The organism is Pseudomonas sp. DY-1, from assembly GCF_003626975.1.
In the GTDB taxonomy this organism is placed as follows: domain Bacteria; phylum Pseudomonadota; class Gammaproteobacteria; order Pseudomonadales; family Pseudomonadaceae; genus Metapseudomonas.
Genome location: NZ_CP032616.1, coordinates 3,059,005 through 3,077,409, shown reverse-complemented (window position 1 = coordinate 3,077,409; position 18,405 = coordinate 3,059,005). Strand labels below are relative to the sequence as shown.

The 18,405-nt window shown below is 62.5% G+C and carries 16 protein-coding genes and 1 other RNA gene; all 17 read left to right on the top strand.

All coding sequences use genetic code 11. The features are described 5' to 3' along the window. Positions 1–8 precede the first annotated feature (8 nt). A complete protein-coding gene (rsmI, locus tag D6Z43_RS14495; RefSeq protein ID WP_120652869.1) occupies positions 9–881 on the top strand; it encodes a 16S rRNA (cytidine(1402)-2'-O)-methyltransferase in 873 nt (290 codons plus the stop codon). Between the two features lie 40 nt (positions 882–921). After that, positions 922–1,280: RNase P RNA component class A (gene rnpB / locus D6Z43_RS14490), an RNA gene on the top strand. Between the two features lie 319 nt (positions 1,281–1,599). Further along, positions 1,600–2,055 carry a division/cell wall cluster transcriptional repressor MraZ gene (gene mraZ, locus D6Z43_RS14485; RefSeq protein WP_120655269.1) on the top strand — a complete coding sequence of 152 codons (456 nt, stop codon included), beginning with the start codon at positions 1,600–1,602 and terminating at the stop codon, positions 2,053–2,055. Next, positions 2,052–2,999: a 16S rRNA (cytosine(1402)-N(4))-methyltransferase RsmH gene (gene rsmH / locus D6Z43_RS14480; protein ID WP_120652868.1), complete on the top strand. Its 948-nt coding sequence runs from the start codon at positions 2,052–2,054 to the stop codon at positions 2,997–2,999. Before mraZ ends, rsmH begins: the two co-directional genes overlap by 4 nt. Next, positions 2,996–3,289, top strand: coding sequence for a cell division protein FtsL (gene ftsL, locus D6Z43_RS14475; protein WP_120652867.1), 294 nt, complete (start codon positions 2,996–2,998; stop codon positions 3,287–3,289). Before rsmH ends, ftsL begins: the two co-directional genes overlap by 4 nt. Then, positions 3,286–5,019, top strand: coding sequence for a peptidoglycan D,D-transpeptidase FtsI family protein (locus D6Z43_RS14470; protein ID WP_371924223.1), 1,734 nt, complete (start codon positions 3,286–3,288; stop codon positions 5,017–5,019). The genes ftsL and D6Z43_RS14470 overlap by 4 nt, the downstream gene beginning before the upstream one ends. Further along, complete coding sequence (murE, locus tag D6Z43_RS14465) at positions 5,019–6,482, top strand: UDP-N-acetylmuramoyl-L-alanyl-D-glutamate--2,6-diaminopimelate ligase (protein ID WP_120652865.1); 1,464 nt, start codon at positions 5,019–5,021, stop codon at positions 6,480–6,482. Before D6Z43_RS14470 ends, murE begins: the two co-directional genes overlap by 1 nt. Beyond that, positions 6,475–7,839 carry a UDP-N-acetylmuramoyl-tripeptide--D-alanyl-D-alanine ligase gene (gene murF / locus D6Z43_RS14460; RefSeq protein WP_120652864.1) on the top strand — a complete coding sequence of 455 codons (1,365 nt, stop codon included), beginning with the start codon at positions 6,475–6,477 and terminating at the stop codon, positions 7,837–7,839. Before murE ends, murF begins: the two co-directional genes overlap by 8 nt. Before the next feature lie 2 nt (positions 7,840–7,841). After that, positions 7,842–8,924, top strand: coding sequence for a phospho-N-acetylmuramoyl-pentapeptide-transferase (mraY, locus tag D6Z43_RS14455; RefSeq protein WP_120652863.1), 1,083 nt, complete (start codon positions 7,842–7,844; stop codon positions 8,922–8,924). Between the two features lie 6 nt (positions 8,925–8,930). Then, positions 8,931–10,277, top strand: a complete 1,347-nt coding sequence (gene murD, locus D6Z43_RS14450) for a UDP-N-acetylmuramoyl-L-alanine--D-glutamate ligase (RefSeq protein ID WP_120652862.1) — start codon at positions 8,931–8,933, stop codon at positions 10,275–10,277. Next, positions 10,277–11,485 (top strand): putative lipid II flippase FtsW, encoded by a 1,209-nt coding sequence (ftsW, locus tag D6Z43_RS14445; protein WP_120652861.1) that lies wholly within the window; start codon positions 10,277–10,279, stop codon positions 11,483–11,485. Before murD ends, ftsW begins: the two co-directional genes overlap by 1 nt. Further along, the gene (gene murG, locus D6Z43_RS14440; RefSeq protein ID WP_120652860.1) at positions 11,482–12,552 is read left to right on the top strand and encodes an undecaprenyldiphospho-muramoylpentapeptide beta-N-acetylglucosaminyltransferase; all 1,071 of its coding nucleotides are present in this window, start codon (positions 11,482–11,484) and stop codon (positions 12,550–12,552) included. Before ftsW ends, murG begins: the two co-directional genes overlap by 4 nt. Further along, positions 12,545–14,005, top strand: coding sequence for a UDP-N-acetylmuramate--L-alanine ligase (gene murC, locus D6Z43_RS14435; protein ID WP_120652859.1), 1,461 nt, complete (start codon positions 12,545–12,547; stop codon positions 14,003–14,005). Before murG ends, murC begins: the two co-directional genes overlap by 8 nt. Beyond that, the gene (locus tag D6Z43_RS14430) at positions 14,002–14,949 is read left to right on the top strand and encodes a D-alanine--D-alanine ligase (RefSeq protein ID WP_120652858.1); all 948 of its coding nucleotides are present in this window, start codon (positions 14,002–14,004) and stop codon (positions 14,947–14,949) included. The genes murC and D6Z43_RS14430 overlap by 4 nt, the downstream gene beginning before the upstream one ends. A gap of 4 nt (positions 14,950–14,953) precedes the next feature. Further along, entirely contained in the window at positions 14,954–15,817 is an 864-nt protein-coding gene (locus D6Z43_RS14425; protein ID WP_120652857.1) for a cell division protein FtsQ/DivIB, read from the top strand. 21 nt (positions 15,818–15,838) lie between these two features. After that, positions 15,839–17,089: a cell division protein FtsA gene (gene ftsA / locus D6Z43_RS14420; protein WP_120652856.1), complete on the top strand. Its 1,251-nt coding sequence runs from the start codon at positions 15,839–15,841 to the stop codon at positions 17,087–17,089. A gap of 47 nt (positions 17,090–17,136) precedes the next feature. Then, a complete protein-coding gene (ftsZ, locus tag D6Z43_RS14415) occupies positions 17,137–18,324 on the top strand; it encodes a cell division protein FtsZ (protein WP_120652855.1) in 1,188 nt (395 codons plus the stop codon). Positions 18,325–18,405: the final 81 nt, after the last annotated feature.

Below are 18,405 nucleotides of genomic sequence, written 5' to 3'. Positions count from 1 at the left end.
GGTGCCTTGTGACTCTTTCTCCCGCTAGCGGCAGTGCGGTCGGCACGCTTTATGTGGTCGCAACGCCCATCGGCAACCTCGACGACATCACTGCTCGGGCCCTGCGGGTGCTTAAGGAGGTGAGCCTGGTCGCTGCCGAGGATACGCGTCACTCGGTTCGTCTATTGCAGCACTTCGGCATAGAAACGCCGCTGGCGGCCTGCCATGAGCACAACGAGCGCGACCAGGGCGGGCGCTTCCTGGCGCGTCTGCAGGCCGGGGATGATGTGGCGCTGATTTCCGACGCGGGTACTCCGCTGATTTCCGACCCGGGGTTCCATTTGGTGCGTCAAGCCCGTGCGGCAGGCATTCCTGTTGTGCCCGTGCCGGGCGCCTGTGCGCTCATCGCGGCGCTGTCGTCCGCTGGCCTGCCTTCGGATCGATTCATCTTCGAGGGTTTTCTGCCTGCCAAGACGACTGCTCGTCGTGGGCGGCTGGAGGCCTTAAAGGAGGAGCCGCGAACGCTCATCTTCTATGAAGCGCCTCATCGTCTCCTGGAGTCCCTGGAGGACATGCGTGGCGTATTCGGTGGCGACCGTCCTGCAGTGCTGGCAAGGGAGCTGACCAAGACCTTCGAGACCTTGAAGGGGGCGCCATTGGAAGAATTGTGTGGCTGGGTGGCGGCGGACTCGAACCAGCAGCGGGGTGAGTGCGTGGTCTTGGTCGGCGGCTGGCAGGCGCCGGAGGGCGAGGGCGCATTGAGCGCGGAAGCATTGCGAGTGCTGGATCTGCTTCTGGCCGAATTGCCGGTCAAGCGGGCTGCCGCCTTGGCTGCGGAGATCACGGGTGTGCGCAAGAACCTGTTGTATCAAGCCGCGTTGGAGCGCCAGGCCGATTCCTGAGCTTGTTCTTGAGGGCGCCTGCCGTTAACCTTGTCGGCGGAGAGTCGATCGGACAGTCGCTGTCTCATTTCGTTCTACGATTTTGAGAGGGAGGAAAGTCCGGGCTCCATAGGGCGGAGTGCCAGGTAACGCCTGGGAGGCGCAAGCCTACGGAAAGTGCCGCAGAAAATAACCGCCTAAGCGCGCAAGCGCCGGTAAGGGTGAAAAGGTGCGGTAAGAGCGCACCGCACGACTGGTAACAGTTCGTGGCTAGGCAAACCCCACTCGGAGCAAGACCAAATAGGAATCCATGGCGTGGCCCGCGTCGGATTCGGGTAGGTTGCTAAAGGCTGTCAGTGATGGCAGCCGTAGATGAATGACTGTCCTCGACAGAACCCGGCTTACAGATCGACTCTCTGCTTTTCCTTCTCTTCGCGTTAGCTCTTCCGCGTTCTTTGTCCCTCCTTCGAAATGCCGAAAAGATCTTACTCTTAACAAATTACTTTAAGTTCGAAGTTCAGTGTCTTGTAAGTGCTGGATTTTGCTCCCCCCTTGCTCCGCTGAAACCGTCCCAATACCTTCCGAAACCTCGCTAAATTGCCGTCCTGTAAGGAGTTTTCCGCTTTTGCGTGCCTTGACGGTGGGGCTGGCGCATTTCTATAGTGTGCGGAAGTGGAGCGAAGTGGGTAGAAGTGGGATTTACTGGCAAGGAAAGCCAATCAAAAGGGGAAGCGCAGCCTTGTTTCGCGGAGCTAACGCCATCAGTCTCGACGCCAAAGGGCGACTCGCGATGCCAAGTCGGTATCGGGACGAGCTCGTTTCGCGTTGTGGTGGGCAGCTCATCGTCACTATCGACGCCGTCGATCCCTGTTTGACTGTCTACCCCCTGCCTGAATGGGAGCTCATCGAGGCCAAGCTGAGAGAGCTACCTTCTCTGCGCGAAGAAACTCGCCGCCTGCAACGCCTGCTGATCGGTAATGCCGTTGACCTGGAGCTGGATAGCGCTGGGCGCTTTCTGGTTCCTCCGCGCCTGCGCGAGCATGCCGGATTGGATAAGCGAGCCATGCTGGTCGGCCAACTGAACAAGTTTCAACTGTGGGATGAGGATGCCTGGACTGCGATTTCCGAGGCTGACCTCATGGCAATCAAACAACCCGGCGGTTTGCCGGATGAACTACGTGACCTGATCCTGTGAGCGCAACCAGCAGCTTCCGCCATATCACCGTACTGCTTGAAGAAGCAGTGGAAGGCCTCGCCCTGCGCGCAGATGGCTGCTACCTGGATGGCACATTCGGGCGTGGCGGGCACAGTCGGCTCATTCTGGAGCGGCTTGGGCCCGGAGGTCGCTTGCTGGGGTTCGATAAAGACCCGCAAGCGATTGCGACTGGGCAAGCTCTGGCGGCCGATGACGGCCGCTTTGTCATTGTGCAAAGGAGCTTTGCCGAGCTTGGCGACGAAGTGCGCGCGCGTGCACTCGGCGGGCAGGTGGACGGCGTTCTGCTCGACCTTGGTGTGTCGTCCCCGCAGCTTGATGACCCGGAACGTGGTTTCAGCTTCCTGAACGACGGCCCGCTGGATATGCGCATGAACCCTGATCGTGGCCAAAGCGCTGCGCAGTGGATTGCCAGTGCCAGCGAGGACGAAATCGCCCGTGTATTCAAGGACTATGGCGAAGAGCGCTTCGCCAAGCGCATGGCTCGTGCCGTCGTGCAGCGCCGTGCTGAGAAACCTTTCGAGCGGACTGCCGACTTGGCGGCAGTGCTGACGGTTGCCAATCCCGCGTGGGAGAAGGGCAAGAACCCTGCGACCCGCGCATTCCAGGGTATTCGCATTCACGTCAACAATGAGTTGGGCGACCTGGAGCAGGGACTGGATGCCGCGCTCGAGGCGCTCGCTGTCGGTGGTCGGCTGGTGGTGATCAGCTTCCATTCTCTGGAAGACCGTATCGTCAAGCAGTTCATGCGCAGGCACGCCAAGGGCGAGGCCGACAAGCTTCCCCGCGACTTGCCTGTCCGTTTGGCTACCTTCGAGCCGCGCCTGAAACTGCTCGGCAAGCCGCAGTACGCTTCCGACGAAGAGCTCAAGGCTAATCCGCGCTCGCGCAGCGCTGTCATGCGTGTGGCGGAGAAGCTGCGATGAGCCGCCTCTACGCCAAACCCCTTCCCGGCGGCAGCCTGTTGATGCTGTTGCTGTTCGTCGGTGTGTTGCTGTCCGCCATCGCGGTGTCCTACAGCGCCCATTGGAATCGCAAGCTGCTCAACGAGCTCTACGCGGAGCTCAGTGTGCGCGATAAGGCTCAGGCCGAGTGGGGGCGGCTGGTCCTCGAGCAGAGCACCTGGACTGCGCATAACCGCATCGAGTCCCTGGCCAGCGAACAACTGAGAATGCGCATCCCCGATCCAGCGGAAGTTCGGATGGTGGCGCAATGATGAAGCTTGAAGGCGCACTATACCCCTGGCGTTTCCGGGTAGTACTGAGCCTGCTCGCCATCATGGTCGGTGCCATTTCCTGGCGCATCGTCGACCTGCACGTGATCGACCGTGACTTCCTCAAGGCTCATGGTGACGCGCGCAGCGTTCGCCACATTCCGATTCCCGCCCATCGCGGTCTGATCACTGACCGTAACGGTGAGCCGTTGGCCGTGAGTACGCCGGTCACTACGCTCTGGACCAATCCCAAAGACCTCATGGCGCTGCGCGATGAATGGCCGCGCATCGCCCAGGCCCTCGGGCAGGATCCGAAATCCTTCGCCCAGCGAATCGAGCAGAACGCCAACCGCGAATTCATGTACCTCGTGCGTGGTCTGACTCCGGAACAGGGACAGGCCATCATGGCCAACAAGGTTCCTGGTGTTTATGGCATCGAGGAGTTCCGCCGCTTCTACCCGGCAGGTGAAGTGACCGCACATGTAGTGGGCTTCACCGACGTCGACGACCGAGGTCGTGAAGGCGTCGAGCTGTCGTTTGAAGAGTGGTTGGCCGGCGTACCGGGCAAGCGTCAGGTTCTCAAGGATCGTCGTGGTCGCCTGATCAAGGACGTCCAGGTCGCTCGCAATGCCAAGCCGGGCAAGACCCTGGCCCTGTCCATCGACCTTCGCCTGCAATACCTCGCCCACCGGGAGCTGCGCAACGCTCTGGTGGAGAACGGCGCCAAGGCCGGCAGCCTTGTGATCGTCGATGTGAAAACCGGTGAAGTGCTGGCTATGGCGAACCAGCCCACCTACAACCCGAACAATCGTCGTAACCTGCAACCGGCCGCGATGCGCAACCGCGCGATGATCGACGTGTTCGAGCCGGGTTCGACCGTGAAGCCGATTTCCATGTCCGCCGCCCTGCAGTCCGGCCGCTGGAAGCCTGAGGACAAAGTCGAGGTCTACCCGGGCTCGCTGCAGATCGGCCGCTACACCATCAAGGACGTTTCCAAGACCGAAGGGCCGATCCTCGACCTGACCGGAATTCTGATCAACTCCAGTAACGTCGGCATGAGCAAGATCGCCTTCGATATTGGCGGTGAGGCCATTTACGACACCATGCGCAAGCTGGGTATGGGCCAGGATACCGGTCTCGGATTCCCAGGTGAGCGCGTAGGTAACCTGCCCAACCACCGCGAGTGGCGCAAAGCAGAGACGGCCACGCTGTCTTACGGCTACGGGCTGTCGATCACTGCCATTCAACTGGTCCATGCCTATGCGACTCTGGCCAACAACGGTCAGGCGGTGCCGCTGTCCATGACGCGCGTCGACAGTATTCCCGATGGAGCGCAGGTCATCCCGGCCGAAGTGGCCAAAACCATGCAGGGCATGCTGCAGCAAGTGGTCGAGGCGCCGCGCGGTGTATTCCGCGCCCAGGTGCCGGGCTACCACGTGTCCGGCAAGAGTGGTACGGCACGTAAAGCCAGCGTAGGAACCAAGGGCTACACCCAGAACGCCTATCGCTCGCTCTTTGCGGGCTTCGGTCCCTCTACCAATCCGCGGATTGCGATGGTGGTGGTGATCGATGAGCCCAGCAAGGCGGGCTACTTCGGCGGCCTGGTTTCGGCCCCGGTTTTCGGCAAGGTCATGGCTGGTGCGCTGCGACTGATGAACATCGCGCCCGACAACCTGCCCACCGAGGAACAACAGACCGCGAACGCGGCCGCAGGCAAAGGAGGGCGGATCTGATGCCCATGCCACTGAACCAATTACTGTCCCAGGCGCAAAGCGCCACGTTGATTCGTGAACTGACCCTGGATAGCCGCAAGGTGCGTCCGGGTGATCTGTTCCTGGCCATTCCCGGTGCCCAGCACGACGGTCGCGCGCATATCGCCGATGCCGTGGCTCGCGGAGCCGTCGCCGTCGCCTATGAGGCTGTCGGTGCCGAAGTTCCCGAAGTCGCTGGCGCCGAACTCATTGCCATCAAAGGCCTGGCCAACCAGCTGTCGGCCATTGCCGGTCGCTTCTATGGCGAGCCCAGCCGCGCCCTGCGCCTGGTTGGCGTCACCGGAACCAACGGCAAGACCAGTGTCAGCCAGCTGTTGGCCCAGGCGCTCGACCAGTTGGGCGAGCGCTGCGGCATAGTCGGCACCCTGGGAACCGGTTTCTATGGCGAGCTGGAAAGCGGCCGCCATACAACGCCTGATCCGCTCGCCGTGCAAGCCACGCTGGCCAATCTGAAGCAGGCCGGTGCGCGTGCCGTAGCTATGGAAGTTTCGTCCCATGGCCTTGAGCAAGGGCGAGTTGCCGCGCTGGATTTCGACGTGGCAGCGTTCACCAACCTCTCCCGTGACCACCTGGACTACCACGGTTCCATGGAGGCCTACGCGGCTGCCAAGGCCAAGCTGTTCAGCTGGCCCAACCTGCGTGCCCGGGTGATCAACCTGGATGACGAGTTCGGGCGTCAACTAGCGGCGGAACACCATGAATCGCGGCTGTTCAGCTATAGCCTGGAAGACTCCAGTGCATTCATTTATTGCCGCGAAGCTCACTTCGACGATCACGGCGTCCGCGCCCAGCTGGTTACCCACCAGGGTGAAGGCCTGCTGCGCAGTCCGTTACTGGGTCGTTTCAACCTGAGCAACCTTTTGGCAGTGGTTGGTGCACTGCTTGCCATGGATTACCCGCTGGTGGATGTGCTGCGCGTCCTGCCGTCATTGCAGGGCCCCGTCGGTCGCATGCAGCGCCTTGGCGGAGGCGAGAAGCCTCTGGTGGTCGTGGACTACGCGCACACGCCGGATGCCCTGGAGAAGGTCTTGCAAGCCTTGCGTCCCCATGTCCGCGGCAATCTGCTTTGCCTGTTCGGCTGTGGAGGCGATCGTGATCGCGGCAAGCGCCCGATCATGGCGGCCGTCGCCGAGCAGTTGGCTGATCGGGTACTGGTAACTGACGACAACCCGCGCACTGAAGACCCCTCTCAGATCTTCGATGACATTCGTCCCGGATTCGTTGCCGTGGACAAGGTCGAGTTCGTCGCTGGTCGTGGCTTGGCAATTGCCCGGTTGATAGGCGCCGCTGGCATGGACGACGTCGTGCTGCTGGCGGGCAAAGGCCATGAGGATTACCAGGAAATCGCCGGCGTGCGTCATTCCTTCTCCGATCTCGATGAGGCCGCCAAGGCACTGGATGCCTGGGAGATGCCCCATGATTAAACCCTTCCTGTTGTCTGAGCTGCTCGAGCCATTGCAGGCAGAGTTGGTGGGCACCGACGTTGCTTTCGGCGGTGTTTCCAGTGATAGCCGCAAGATCGAAGCCGGGCAGCTGTTCATTGCGCTGGTCGGCCCGCGTTTCGACGGCCATGACTATCTCGCCGACGTAGCTGCCAGGGGCGCCGTCGCAGCCCTCGTACAGCGCAAGGTGGCGGATGCTCCGATCCCGCAACTCCTGGTTGCCGACACTCGCGAAGGCCTCGGACGTCTGGGCGCCTACAATCGCGACGGTTTTACCGGTCGCGTAGCCGCGGTAACGGGCTCCAGCGGCAAGACCACGGTCAAGGAGATGCTCGCCAGCATCCTGCGTACCCAGGGTTCCGTGCTGGCCACCCGTGGCAACCTGAACAACGATCTTGGCGTGCCCCTGACCCTTCTGGAGCTTGGCTCCGAGCACGACAGTGCCGTGATCGAGCTGGGCGCTTCGCGCGTCGGTGAAATTCTCTACACCGTCGGGCTGACCCGGCCACAGGTTGCAATCGTCAATAACGCCGGTACTGCCCATGTGGGCGAGTTCGGTGGTCCGGAAAGGATCGTCGAGGCCAAGGGCGAGATTCTGGAAGGGCTGCCTGCTGATGGTGTGGCAATCCTCAATCGTGATGACCGTGCCTTTGCGATCTGGCACAAGCGTGCAGCCGGTCGCAAAGTGCTGAGCTTCGCCCTTGCTGATGCCAGTGCGGACCTGCGAGCCGAGAACCTGGCCCGTGATGCCCGTGGATGCATGGCCTTCCGCCTTCGTGGCGTGGCCGGCGAAGCGAACATACAGCTCAACCTGTTGGGGGCGCACAACGTCGCCAATGCACTGGCCGCAGCCGCTGCAGCTCACGCCCTTGGCGTGCCGCTGGTCGGGATCAAGGCCGGCCTGGAAAACCTGCAGCCTGTCAAAGGCCGCGCCGTAGCGCAGCTCGCCACCAGCGGCATGCGCGTAATCGACGACAGCTACAACGCCAACCCCGCGTCGATGCTGGCCGCCGTTGATATACTCGCCGGCTTTTCCGGTCGCACCGTCCTGGTGCTCGGAGATATGGGCGAGCTTGGCGACTGGGCCGAACAAGGCCATCGCGAGGTTGGCGAATATGCTCGCGGCAAGGTCAGTGCCCTGTACGCCGTGGGCCCGCTGATGGCGCATGCCGTCACTGCCTTCGGTTCCCAGGGGCGCCACTTTGCCGACCAGGCCAGCCTGATTCAGGCGCTGGTCAGCGAGCAGGATGCAAACACCACAATTCTGATCAAAGGCTCTCGCAGCGCGGCGATGGACAAAGTCGTCGCGGCATTCTGCGGGACGGGGGAGGCTCACTAATCATGCTGCTGCTGCTCGCTGAGTACCTGCAACAGTTCTACAAAGGGTTTGGTGTATTCCAATACCTGACCCTGCGCGGGATTCTCGGCGTCCTGACAGCGCTGTCGCTGTCACTCTGGCTCGGTCCCTGGATGATCCGCACCCTGCAGATCCGCCAGATCGGTCAGGCCGTGCGTAACGACGGCCCGCAATCGCACCTGTCGAAATCCGGCACGCCAACCATGGGGGGTGCGCTGATTCTGACTGCCATCGCTATCAGCACTCTGCTCTGGGCTGACCTGTCCAACCGCTATGTCTGGGTAGTGCTTGCCGTGACCCTGGCCTTCGGCGCCATCGGTTGGGTGGATGACTATCGCAAAGTGATCGAGAAGAACTCCCGCGGCCTGCCTAGCCGCTGGAAGTATTTCTGGCAGTCGGTGTTCGGCATCGCCGCGGCGATCTTCCTTTATATCACCGCGAGCACTCCGGCCGAGACCACTCTGATCCTGCCGCTGGTGAAGAACATCGAGATCCCTCTGGGGATCGGATTCGTGGTGCTGACCTACTTCGTGATCGTGGGCTCCAGCAATGCGGTGAACCTGACCGACGGCCTTGATGGCCTGGCCATCATGCCCACCGTCATGGTCGGCGGCGCGCTGGGGATCTTCTGCTACCTGTCGGGCAACATCAAATTTGCCGAATACCTGCTGATTCCTTACGTGCCGGGCTCGGGCGAGCTGATCGTGTTCTGTGCTGCCCTGGTCGGCGCTGGTCTCGGCTTCCTCTGGTTCAACACCTACCCGGCCCAGGTCTTCATGGGTGACGTGGGCGCCCTGGCTTTGGGGGCGGCGCTGGGAACCATTGCTGTGATCGTGCGCCAGGAAGTGGTGCTGTTCATCATGGGGGGCGTGTTCGTCATGGAGACGCTGTCGGTAATGATCCAGGTCGCCTCGTTCAAGCTGACCGGTCGTCGTGTATTCCGCATGGCCCCTATCCATCACCACTTCGAGCTGAAAGGCTGGCCCGAACCGCGGGTCATCGTACGGTTCTGGATCATCACCGTGATCCTGGTCCTGGTTGGCCTTGCCACCCTGAAACTGAGGTAACCGAGAGTGACGTTGATCGCTTCCGACCAGTTCCGCATCGTTGTCGGCCTCGGCAAGAGCGGCATGTCCCTGGTGCGCTTCCTGGCGCGCCAGGGCGTTCCGTTTGCCGTGGCTGATACGCGCGCGAATCCGCCGGAACTGGCGACGCTGCGGAGCCAGTTCCCGCAGGTGGAAGTGCGCTGTGGCGAACTCGACCCGGACTTCCTCAGTCGTGCGAGCGAGCTCTACGTGAGCCCCGGCCTCGCCGTGGCAACGCCAGCGCTGCAGGAGGCTGCAAGCCGTGGCACCAAACTGTCCGGTGATATCGAGCTGTTCACTCGCAATGCCAAGGCGCCGATCGTCGCCATTACCGGTTCGAACGCCAAGAGCACCGTCACGACGCTGGTGGGCGACATGGCCAGGGCGGCGGGCAAGCGCGTTGCCGTCGGCGGAAACCTGGGCACGCCGGCGCTGGACCTGCTGAATGATGACGTTGAGCTCTACGTGCTCGAGCTGTCCAGCTTCCAACTGGAAACCACGGATCGCCTGAACGCCGAGGTGGCGACGGTGCTGAATGTCAGCGAAGACCATATGGATCGCTATGCCGACATGCAGTCCTACCACCTGGCCAAGCACCGCATCTTCCGTGGCGCGCGCCAGATTGTGGTCAATCGCGGAGATGCCTTGTCTCGGCCACTGGTAGCCGACCAGTTGCCCTGCTGGTCTTTTGGGCTGAACAAGCCTGACTTCAAATCCTTCGGCCTTATCGAAGAAGACGGCGAGAAGTACCTGGCCTATCAATTCGACAAGTTGATGTCGGTGCGCGAACTGAAGGTACGTGGTGCCCACAACCAGTCCAACGCACTGGCTGCGCTTGCCCTGGGGCACGCAGTGGGATTGCCGTTCGAGCCCATGCTGGACACCCTGAGGACCTTCCCCGGTCTGGCTCACCGTTGCCAGTGGGTACGCGAGCTGCGTGGCGTGTCCTACTATGACGACTCGAAGGCCACCAACGTCGGTGCGGCCCTCGCGGCAATCGAAGGCCTTGGGGCTGACATTGGTGGCAAGCTGGTGCTGATCGCCGGTGGCGATGGCAAGGGCGCTGACTTCTCAGGCCTCAAGGCACCGGTGGCGCGCTTCTGTCGCGCCGTTGTGCTGCTGGGGCGTGACGCCGAGCTGATCGCCGATGCTTTGGGTGATTCCGTGCCGCTGGTACGGGTCAAGACCCTGGATGAGGCTGTACAGCGCTGCTCTGAGCTGGCCGAAGCTGGAGATGCGGTATTGCTGTCGCCGGCCTGTGCCAGCCTCGACATGTTCAAAAACTTCGAAGAACGCGGGCGCCTCTTCGCCCAGGCCGCGGAGGGACTTGCCTGATGCTGGCCCGTCTGCTCGCCGCCCCGTCACCGCTGCGCAGCCGCCGCGGAATCGACATCGACTTTCCGCTGTTGGCCGGTTGCCTGTCGCTGCTTGGCCTGGGCCTGGTGATGATCACTTCGGCCTCGTCGGAAGTTGCCGCGGCGCAATCCGGCAACCCGCTTTACCACATGATTCGCCATCTGATTTATCTGTCGATTGGTCTTGGCGCTGGTCTGATAACCCTGCAGATTCCCATGGCCTTCTGGCAGCGTCACGGCGCCCGGCTGATGCTGGCAGCCATCATCCTGCTGGTGTTGGTGCTGCTGCCGGGCATCGGTCGCGAGATCAACGGCGCCAAGCGCTGGATCGGTTTCGGCCTGTTCAACCTTCAGCCTTCCGAGTTGGCCAAGCTGTTTACCGTGATGTTCATCGCTGGCTACATGGTGCGCCGCCAGGATGAAGTGCGTGAGAAGCTGACCGGCTTCATCAAACCGATGCTGGTGCTGGGCCCGATTGCCGTGCTGTTGCTGGCCGAGCCGGACTTCGGCGCCACCGTGGTGCTGGTTGGCTCTTGTATCGCCATGCTCTTCCTTGGCGGTATCAACCTGGTGCGCTTCATCCCCCTTGCCGGCGCGGTGCTCGCCGCCGGCGTACTGGTCATGACCAGTCAGAGCTACCGGATGCAGCGCCTGACCAACTTTGTCGATCCCTGGGCCGACCAGTACGGTGCCGGCTATCAGTTGAGCCAGGCGTTGATCGCCTTCGGCCGAGGCGAATGGTTCGGCGTAGGCCTGGGTAACAGCATCCAGAAGCAGTTCTACCTGCCTGAGGCCCATACCGATTTCGTATTCGCCGTGCTTGCTGAAGAGCTGGGGATGATAGGTGCCCTGGCAACTGTCGGCCTGTTCGTCTTCGTCAGCGTCCGGGCCCTCTACATCGGTCTATGGGCCGAGAAATCGCGTCAGTATTTCTCCGCCTACGTGGCCTACGGCCTGGCCTTCCTCTGGATCGGCCAGGTACTGATCAACATCGGCGTGAACGTCGGTCTGCTGCCGACCAAGGGCCTGACCTTGCCATTCCTCAGCTATGGCGGCAGCTCCCTGGTGATCTGCTGCGTCAGCCTGGCCTTGTTGCTGCGTATCGAGTGGGAACGCCGTACCCATCTGGGTAATGAGGAAGTGGAATTCGTCGAAAGTGATTTCTTCGATGAAGAGGTGCGCCCATGAGCGGCATCGTGCTGATCATGGCCGGCGGCACCGGCGGCCACGTATTCCCAGCCCTGGCCTGCGCCCGCGAGTTCCAGGCGCGCGGCTTCAAGGTGCATTGGCTCGGTACGCCGAAGGGGATCGAGAACGAGTTAGTACCCCAGGCTGGCCTGCCCCTGCATCTCATTCAGGTGAGTGGTTTGCGTGGCAAGGGGCTGAAGTCCCTGCTCAAAGCGCCGTTCGAGTTGCTGAAGTCGCTGTTCCAGGCACGCCGCATCGTGCGTGAGCTGAAACCTGTATGCGTTCTGGGTATGGGGGGGTATGTCACTGGGCCCGGCGGGCTGGCAGCACGCTTGTCCGGCGTGCCGTTGATCATCCACGAGCAGAATGCCGTGGCGGGAACCGCCAACCGCAGTCTGGCGCCTCTCGCCAGCCGCGTATGCGAGGCCTTCCCCGATACCTTTGGGCAAAGCGACAAACGGCGCACCACCGGCAACCCGGTGCGCGAGGAGCTGTTCCTGGAAACGCCGCGTGATGCCCTGACTGGCCGCAAGCCGCGCCTGTTGGTGCTGGGCGGCAGTCTGGGCGCCGAGCCGCTGAACAAATTGCTGCCGGAAGCGCTGGCCAATATCCCTGCGGACCTGCGTCCGGAGGTATTCCACCAGGCTGGGCGCAAGCATGACGAGATCACCGCGGAGCGTTATCGCGAAGCCGCGGTCGAAGCGGAGGTCGCCCCCTTCATCAAGGACATGGCACGTGCCTATGCCTGGGCCGATCTGGTCATCTGCCGCGCAGGTGCCCTGACCGTGAGCGAATTGGCCGCCGCCGGGTTGCCGTCGTTCCTGGTGCCACTGCCCCATGCGATCGACGACCACCAGTCGCGCAACGCCGAATATCTGGCGAAGGAGGGCGCAGCTGTCCTTCTTCCGCAACATTCCACTGACGCGGCCAAGCTGGCCGCTCAGCTGACCGAGGTCCTGATGCAGCCCGAGAAACTAAAGGCCATGGGCGCTACCGCCCGCCGTCTGGCCAAGCCTGCCGCCACCCATACCGTGGTCGATATCTGCCTGGAGGTGGCCCATGGTTGAGAGCCAGAAAGCCATGCCCCAGCCGGAAATGCGCCGCATCCGCCGGATCCATTTCGTCGGCATCGGCGGTGTCGGCATGTGCGGGATCGCAGAAGTGCTACTGAACCTGGGATACCGGGTTTCGGGTTCCGACCTCAAGGCTTCGGCGGTTACCGAGCGCCTGGAGAAGTTCGGTGCCCAGATCTTCATCGGCCACCGCGCCGAGAACGCTGAACATGCGGATGTGCTGGTGGTGTCCAGCGCTGTGAACAAATCCAACCCCGAGGTTGCGGTTGCCCTGGAACGCCGCATCCCAGTGGTGCCGCGCGCCGAGATGTTGGCCGAGCTGATGCGCTACCGCCACGGCATCGCCGTCGCCGGTACCCACGGCAAGACCACCACTACCAGCCTGATTGCATCGGTGTTCGCTGCCGGAGGCCTTGATCCGACCTTCGTCATCGGTGGCCGGCTGAACGCTGCCGGCACCAATGCCCAGCTTGGCACCAGCCGCTACCTCGTCGCCGAGGCGGATGAGAGCGACGCGAGCTTCCTGCACCTGCAGCCGATGGTGGCCGTGGTCACCAATATCGACGCAGACCACATGAGTACCTACGAGGGGGACTTCAATCGACTGAAGAAGACCTTCGTCGAGTTCCTCCACAACCTGCCGTTCTATGGGCTGGCCGTGCTTTGCGTGGACGACCCGGTAGTGCGCGAGATCCTGCCCCAGGTAGCACGTCCAACCGTGACCTACGGCTTTGCCGAAGACGCGGACGTGCGGGCCATCAATGTTCGCCAGGAAGGCATGCGCACCTGGTTCACTGTCCTGCGCAAGGACCGCGAGCCGCTGGACGTCTCCGTGAATATGCCGGGCAACCACAACGTCCTGAACTCCCTGGCGACCATTGCCATTGCCACCGACGAAGGCATCAGCGACGACGCCATCGTCCAGGGCCTTTCCGGCTTCCAGGGTGTGGGCCGGCGCTTCCAGGTCTACGGCGAGCTGGAAATCGAAGGCGGCAGTGTGATGCTGGTGGATGACTACGGCCACCATCCGCGCGAAGTGGCTGCGGTGGTCAAGGCTGTCCGCGGCGGCTGGCCGGAGCGTCGCCTGGTGATGGTCTATCAGCCTCACCGCTATAGCCGTACCCGCGATCTCTACGACGATTTCGTGCAGGTGCTCGGCGAGGCCAACGTACTGCTGCTGATGGAGGTCTACCCGGCCGGCGAAGAGCCTATCCCCGGTGCTGACAGCCGTCAGCTCTGCCACAGCATCCGTCAGCGCGGCCAACTGGACCCGATCTACATCGAGCGCGGCGTCGATCTGGCGCCCCTGGTCAAGCCGCTGCTGCGTCCCGGCGACATCCTGCTCTGCCAGGGCGCCGGCGATATCGGCGCGTTGGCGCCGCAACTGATTCAGAACCCGCTGTTTGGTGGCCAAGCTGACGACGCCACCAAGAGGAAGACGAAATGAGCGCGCAATTGAAATCCAACCTCGAACCGGCTGCGTTCGGCCGGGTCGCTGTGCTCTACGGCGGCAAGAGTGCAGAGCGCGAGGTGTCGCTCAAGTCTGGCGCCATGGTGCTGCAGGCCTTGCAGGCCGCGGGCGTGGACGCCTTTGGCATCGATGTGGGTGATGACTTGCTGCAGCGCTTGCAGGCGGAAAAGATCGACCGTGCCTTCATCATCCTGCACGGCCGGGGCGGTGAAGACGGCAGCATGCAGGGCCTGCTGGAGTGCCTGGACATTCCGTATACCGGCAGCGGCATCCTTGCTTCCGCCCTGGCGATGGACAAGCTCCGCACTAAGCAGTTGTGGATCAGCCTGGGCCTGCCGACGCCGCGTCATGCCGTGCTCGCCAGCGAGCAGGACTGCCGCCAGGCCGCTGCAGACTTGGGTTTCCCACTGATCGTCAAGCCGGCCCACGAAGGCTCCAGCATCGGCATGGCGAAGGTCGAGAACGTCGAGGCGCTCATCGAAGCTTGGCGTGCGGCCGGGACCTATGACCCGCAAGTCCTGGTGGAACAGTGGATCCACGGTCCGGAATTCACTGTCGCCTGGCTACGCGGCGAGGTGCTGCCGCCCATCCGTCTTGGCACCCCGCACACCTTCTATGACTACGACGCCAAGTACCTGGCCAGTGACACCCGTTACCAGATCCCTTGTGGCCTGGACGCGGAAAAGGAAGAGGAACTGAAGCAGCTCACCGCGCGCGCCTGCGAGACCCTCGGAATCCAGGGTTGGGCCCGCGCAGACGTGATGCAGGACGCCGAAGGGCGCTTCTGGCTTCTCGAAGTCAATACCGCACCGGGCATGACCGATCACAGCCTGGTGCCAATGGCCGCACGCGCCGCGGGTATGGATTTCCAGCAACTGGTGCTGGCGATCCTGTCCGACAGCGTCGAGGCAAGGGGCTGATCCCATGCGTAATGCCACTATCCGCCGTCAGGAACCCGTAATCGGCCGCGCCGCTCCGTCGCGAAAGCCGATGCCGCGTGGCGCCAGTCGGATGGTGGCCAAGGAGCCGCTGACTCAGCGGCTGCCCAAGCCCAGCTTCGGTTTCCTGCGCAAGCTGATGTGGCCGGTGATGCTGGCGGTGCTCGGATTCGGTGCCTACGAAGCGGCCCAGCGCCTGCTTCCTTACGCCGACCGCCCCATCGCCAAGGTCAATGTGCAGGGCGATTTGAGCTACATCAGCCAACAAGCTGTGCAGCAACGCATCGCACCGTACATCGCGGCGAGTTTCTTCAGCATCGACCTGGCGGGAATGCGCCGTGAGCTGGAGCAGATGCCGTGGATCGCCCACGCGGAGGTACGCCGGGTTTGGCCGGACCAGGTAATGGTTCGACTGGAAGAGCAACTGCCCATTGCCCGTTGGGGCGACGAGGCACTCCTGAACAACCAGGGGCAGGCTTTCACCCCGCGCGAGCTGGCCCATTACGAACAGTTGCCACAGCTCTGGGGCCCGCAGCGGGCGCAGGAGCAAGTGATGCAGCAGTACCAGATGCTCAGCCAGATGCTGCGCCCGCTCGGCTTTTCGATAGTTCGGCTGGAGCTGCGTGAGCGCGGCAGCTGGTTCCTGTCCACCGGCCAGGGCGTCGAATTGCTACTAGGGCGGGATCACCTGGTAGAGAAAATGCGGCGATTCATCTCGATCTACGAGAAAACGCTGAAAGAACAGATTGCGAACATCGAGCGCGTCGACCTGCGATATCCCAACGGCCTGGCTGTGGCCTGGCGGACGCAGGTCGAGGCCCCCGCGGCGACCACGGTCGCCGTGCAGTGAATTAGAGAGAAGGTTAGACACATGGCAAGCGTACAGAGCGGCAAGATGATCGTCGGCCTGGACATTGGCACCTCCAAGGTGGTGGCGCTGGTGGGCGAGGTCGCAGCTGACGGCCAACTGGAAATCGTCGGTATCGGCACCCATCCGTCGCGCGGCCTGAAGAAGGGCGTGGTGGTGAACATCGAGTCCACCGTGCAATCCATCCAGCGTGCGGTGGAAGAGGCTCAGTTGATGGCGGGTTGCCGAATTCACTCGGCATTCGTCGGCATTGCCGGCAATCACATCCGCAGCCTGAACTCCCACGGCATCGTCGCCATTCGCGACCGAGAAGTGAGCGGCGCCGATATCGAGCGCGTGCTGGACGCCGCACAGGCGGTGGCGATCCCTGCCGACCAGCGTGTACTGCACACTCTGGCCCAGGATTACGTGATCGATAACCAGGAAGGTGTACGTGAGCCTCTGGGCATGTCCGGTGTGCGCCTGGAGGCCAAGGTGCACGTGGTGACTTGTGCGGTGAATGCGGCGCAGAACATCGAGAAGTGCGTGCGCCGCTGCGGTCTCGAAGTCGACGACATCATCCTGGAGCAGCTGGCTTCGGCCTACTCGGTTATCACCGATGACGAGAAAGAGCTGGGCGTGTGCCTGGTGGATATTGGCGGCGGCACCACCGACATCGCCATCTTCACCGAGGGCGCTATTCGGCACACCGCGGTGATCCCGATCGCCGGTGACCAGGTGACCAACGACATCGCCATGGCCCTGCGTACGCCGACCCAGTACGCCGAAGAGATCAAGATTCGCTACGCCTGCGCCCTGGCCAAGCTGGCCGGTGCTGGAGAAACCATCAAGGTGCCCAGCGTTGGCGACCGTCCTCCGCGCGAACTGTCGCGCCAAGCCCTGGCCGAAGTGGTCGAGCCCCGTTACGACGAGCTGTTCACCCTGATTCAGGCGGAACTGCGACGCAGCGGTTACGAGGACCTGATCCCGGCGGGCATCGTTCTCACTGGCGGCACGGCCAAGATGGAAGGTGCGGTGGAACTGGCCGAAGAGATTTTCCACATGCCGGTGCGCCTGGGCGTGCCGCATAGCGTGAAGGGGCTCGCCGATGTCGTGCGCAACCCCATCTATTCCACGGGCGTGGGCCTGCTGATGTACGGATTGCGCAAGCAATCCGACGGCATGCCTGCCTCCACTGGCAGCTACGGCTATGCCGAAGAGGCCAAGGCTCCTGTACTGGAACGGCTCAAGCGCTGGGTTCAGGGCAATTTTTAAACGCGGTACGCAGTAGGCGAAAAACTAAAAAAGGAAGGAGAGGGGATATGTTCGAACTCGTAGATAACGTTCCGCAAACAGCGGTCATCAAGGTTATCGGCGTCGGTGGTGGCGGTGGTAACGCCGTGAACCACATGTCGAAGAGCAACATCGAAGGCGTCGAGTTCATCTGCGCCAACACTGATGCCCAGGCACTGAAGAACATCGGTGCGCGCACCGTGCTGCAACTCGGCCCAGGCGTGACCAAGGGCCTGGGTGCCGGCGCCAACCCGGAAGTCGGCCGTCAGGCTGCCATCGAAGACCGTGAGCGCATTGCCGAAGTGCTGCAAGGCGCCGACATGGTCTTCATTACCACTGGCATGGGCGGCGGTACCGGTACCGGTGCAGCGCCGATCATTGCCGAAGTGGCCAAGGAAATGGGCATCCTCACCGTTGCGGTGGTGACCCGTCCGTTCCCGTTCGAAGGTCGCAAGCGCATGCAGATCGCCGACGAGGGCATTCGCTCCCTGGCGGAAAGCGTCGACTCGCTGATCACCATCCCCAACGAGAAGCTGCTGACCATCCTCGGCAAGGACGCCAGCCTGCTGGCTGCTTTCGCCAAGGCTGACGATGTACTCGCCGGCGCGGTGCGCGGCATCTCCGACATCATCAAACGTCCTGGCATGATCAACGTCGACTTCGCCGACGTTAAGACCGTGATGGGCGAAATGGGGATGGCGATGATGGGTACCGGCTGCGCCAGCGGTCCGAATCGTGCTCGCGAGGCCACCGAAGCCGCTATTCGCAACCCGCTGCTCGACGATGTAAACCTGCAGGGCGCCCGCGGCATCCTGGTGAACATCACCGCGGGTCCGGACCTGTCCCTGGGCGAGTACTCCGATGTGGGTAACATCATCGAGCAGTTTGCTTCCGAGCACGCCACCGTCAAGGTAGGCACCGTGATCGATCCGGACATGCGCGACGAGCTGCACGTAACCGTAGTGGCCACTGGCCTGGGTGCGCGCATCGAGAAGCCGGTCAAGGTTGTCGACAACACCGTTCAGGCAGCCACTGTGGCCACCACCACTGTAGCCGCTCGTCCGGAGCAGTCGTCCGTCAACTACCGCGACCTGGATCGCCCGACCGTGATGCGCAACCAGGCTCACGCCGGCGCTGCCACCGCGGCCAAGCTCAACACTCAGGATGACCTGGATTACCTGGACATCCCGGCATTCCTGCGTCGCCAGGCTGATTGATGATTTGTATCAGGAGCATTAGGGTGATTGGTGTTCAGCAAAGGGCGGTTCTGCTATTATCGCCGCCCATTGTTGAAAACA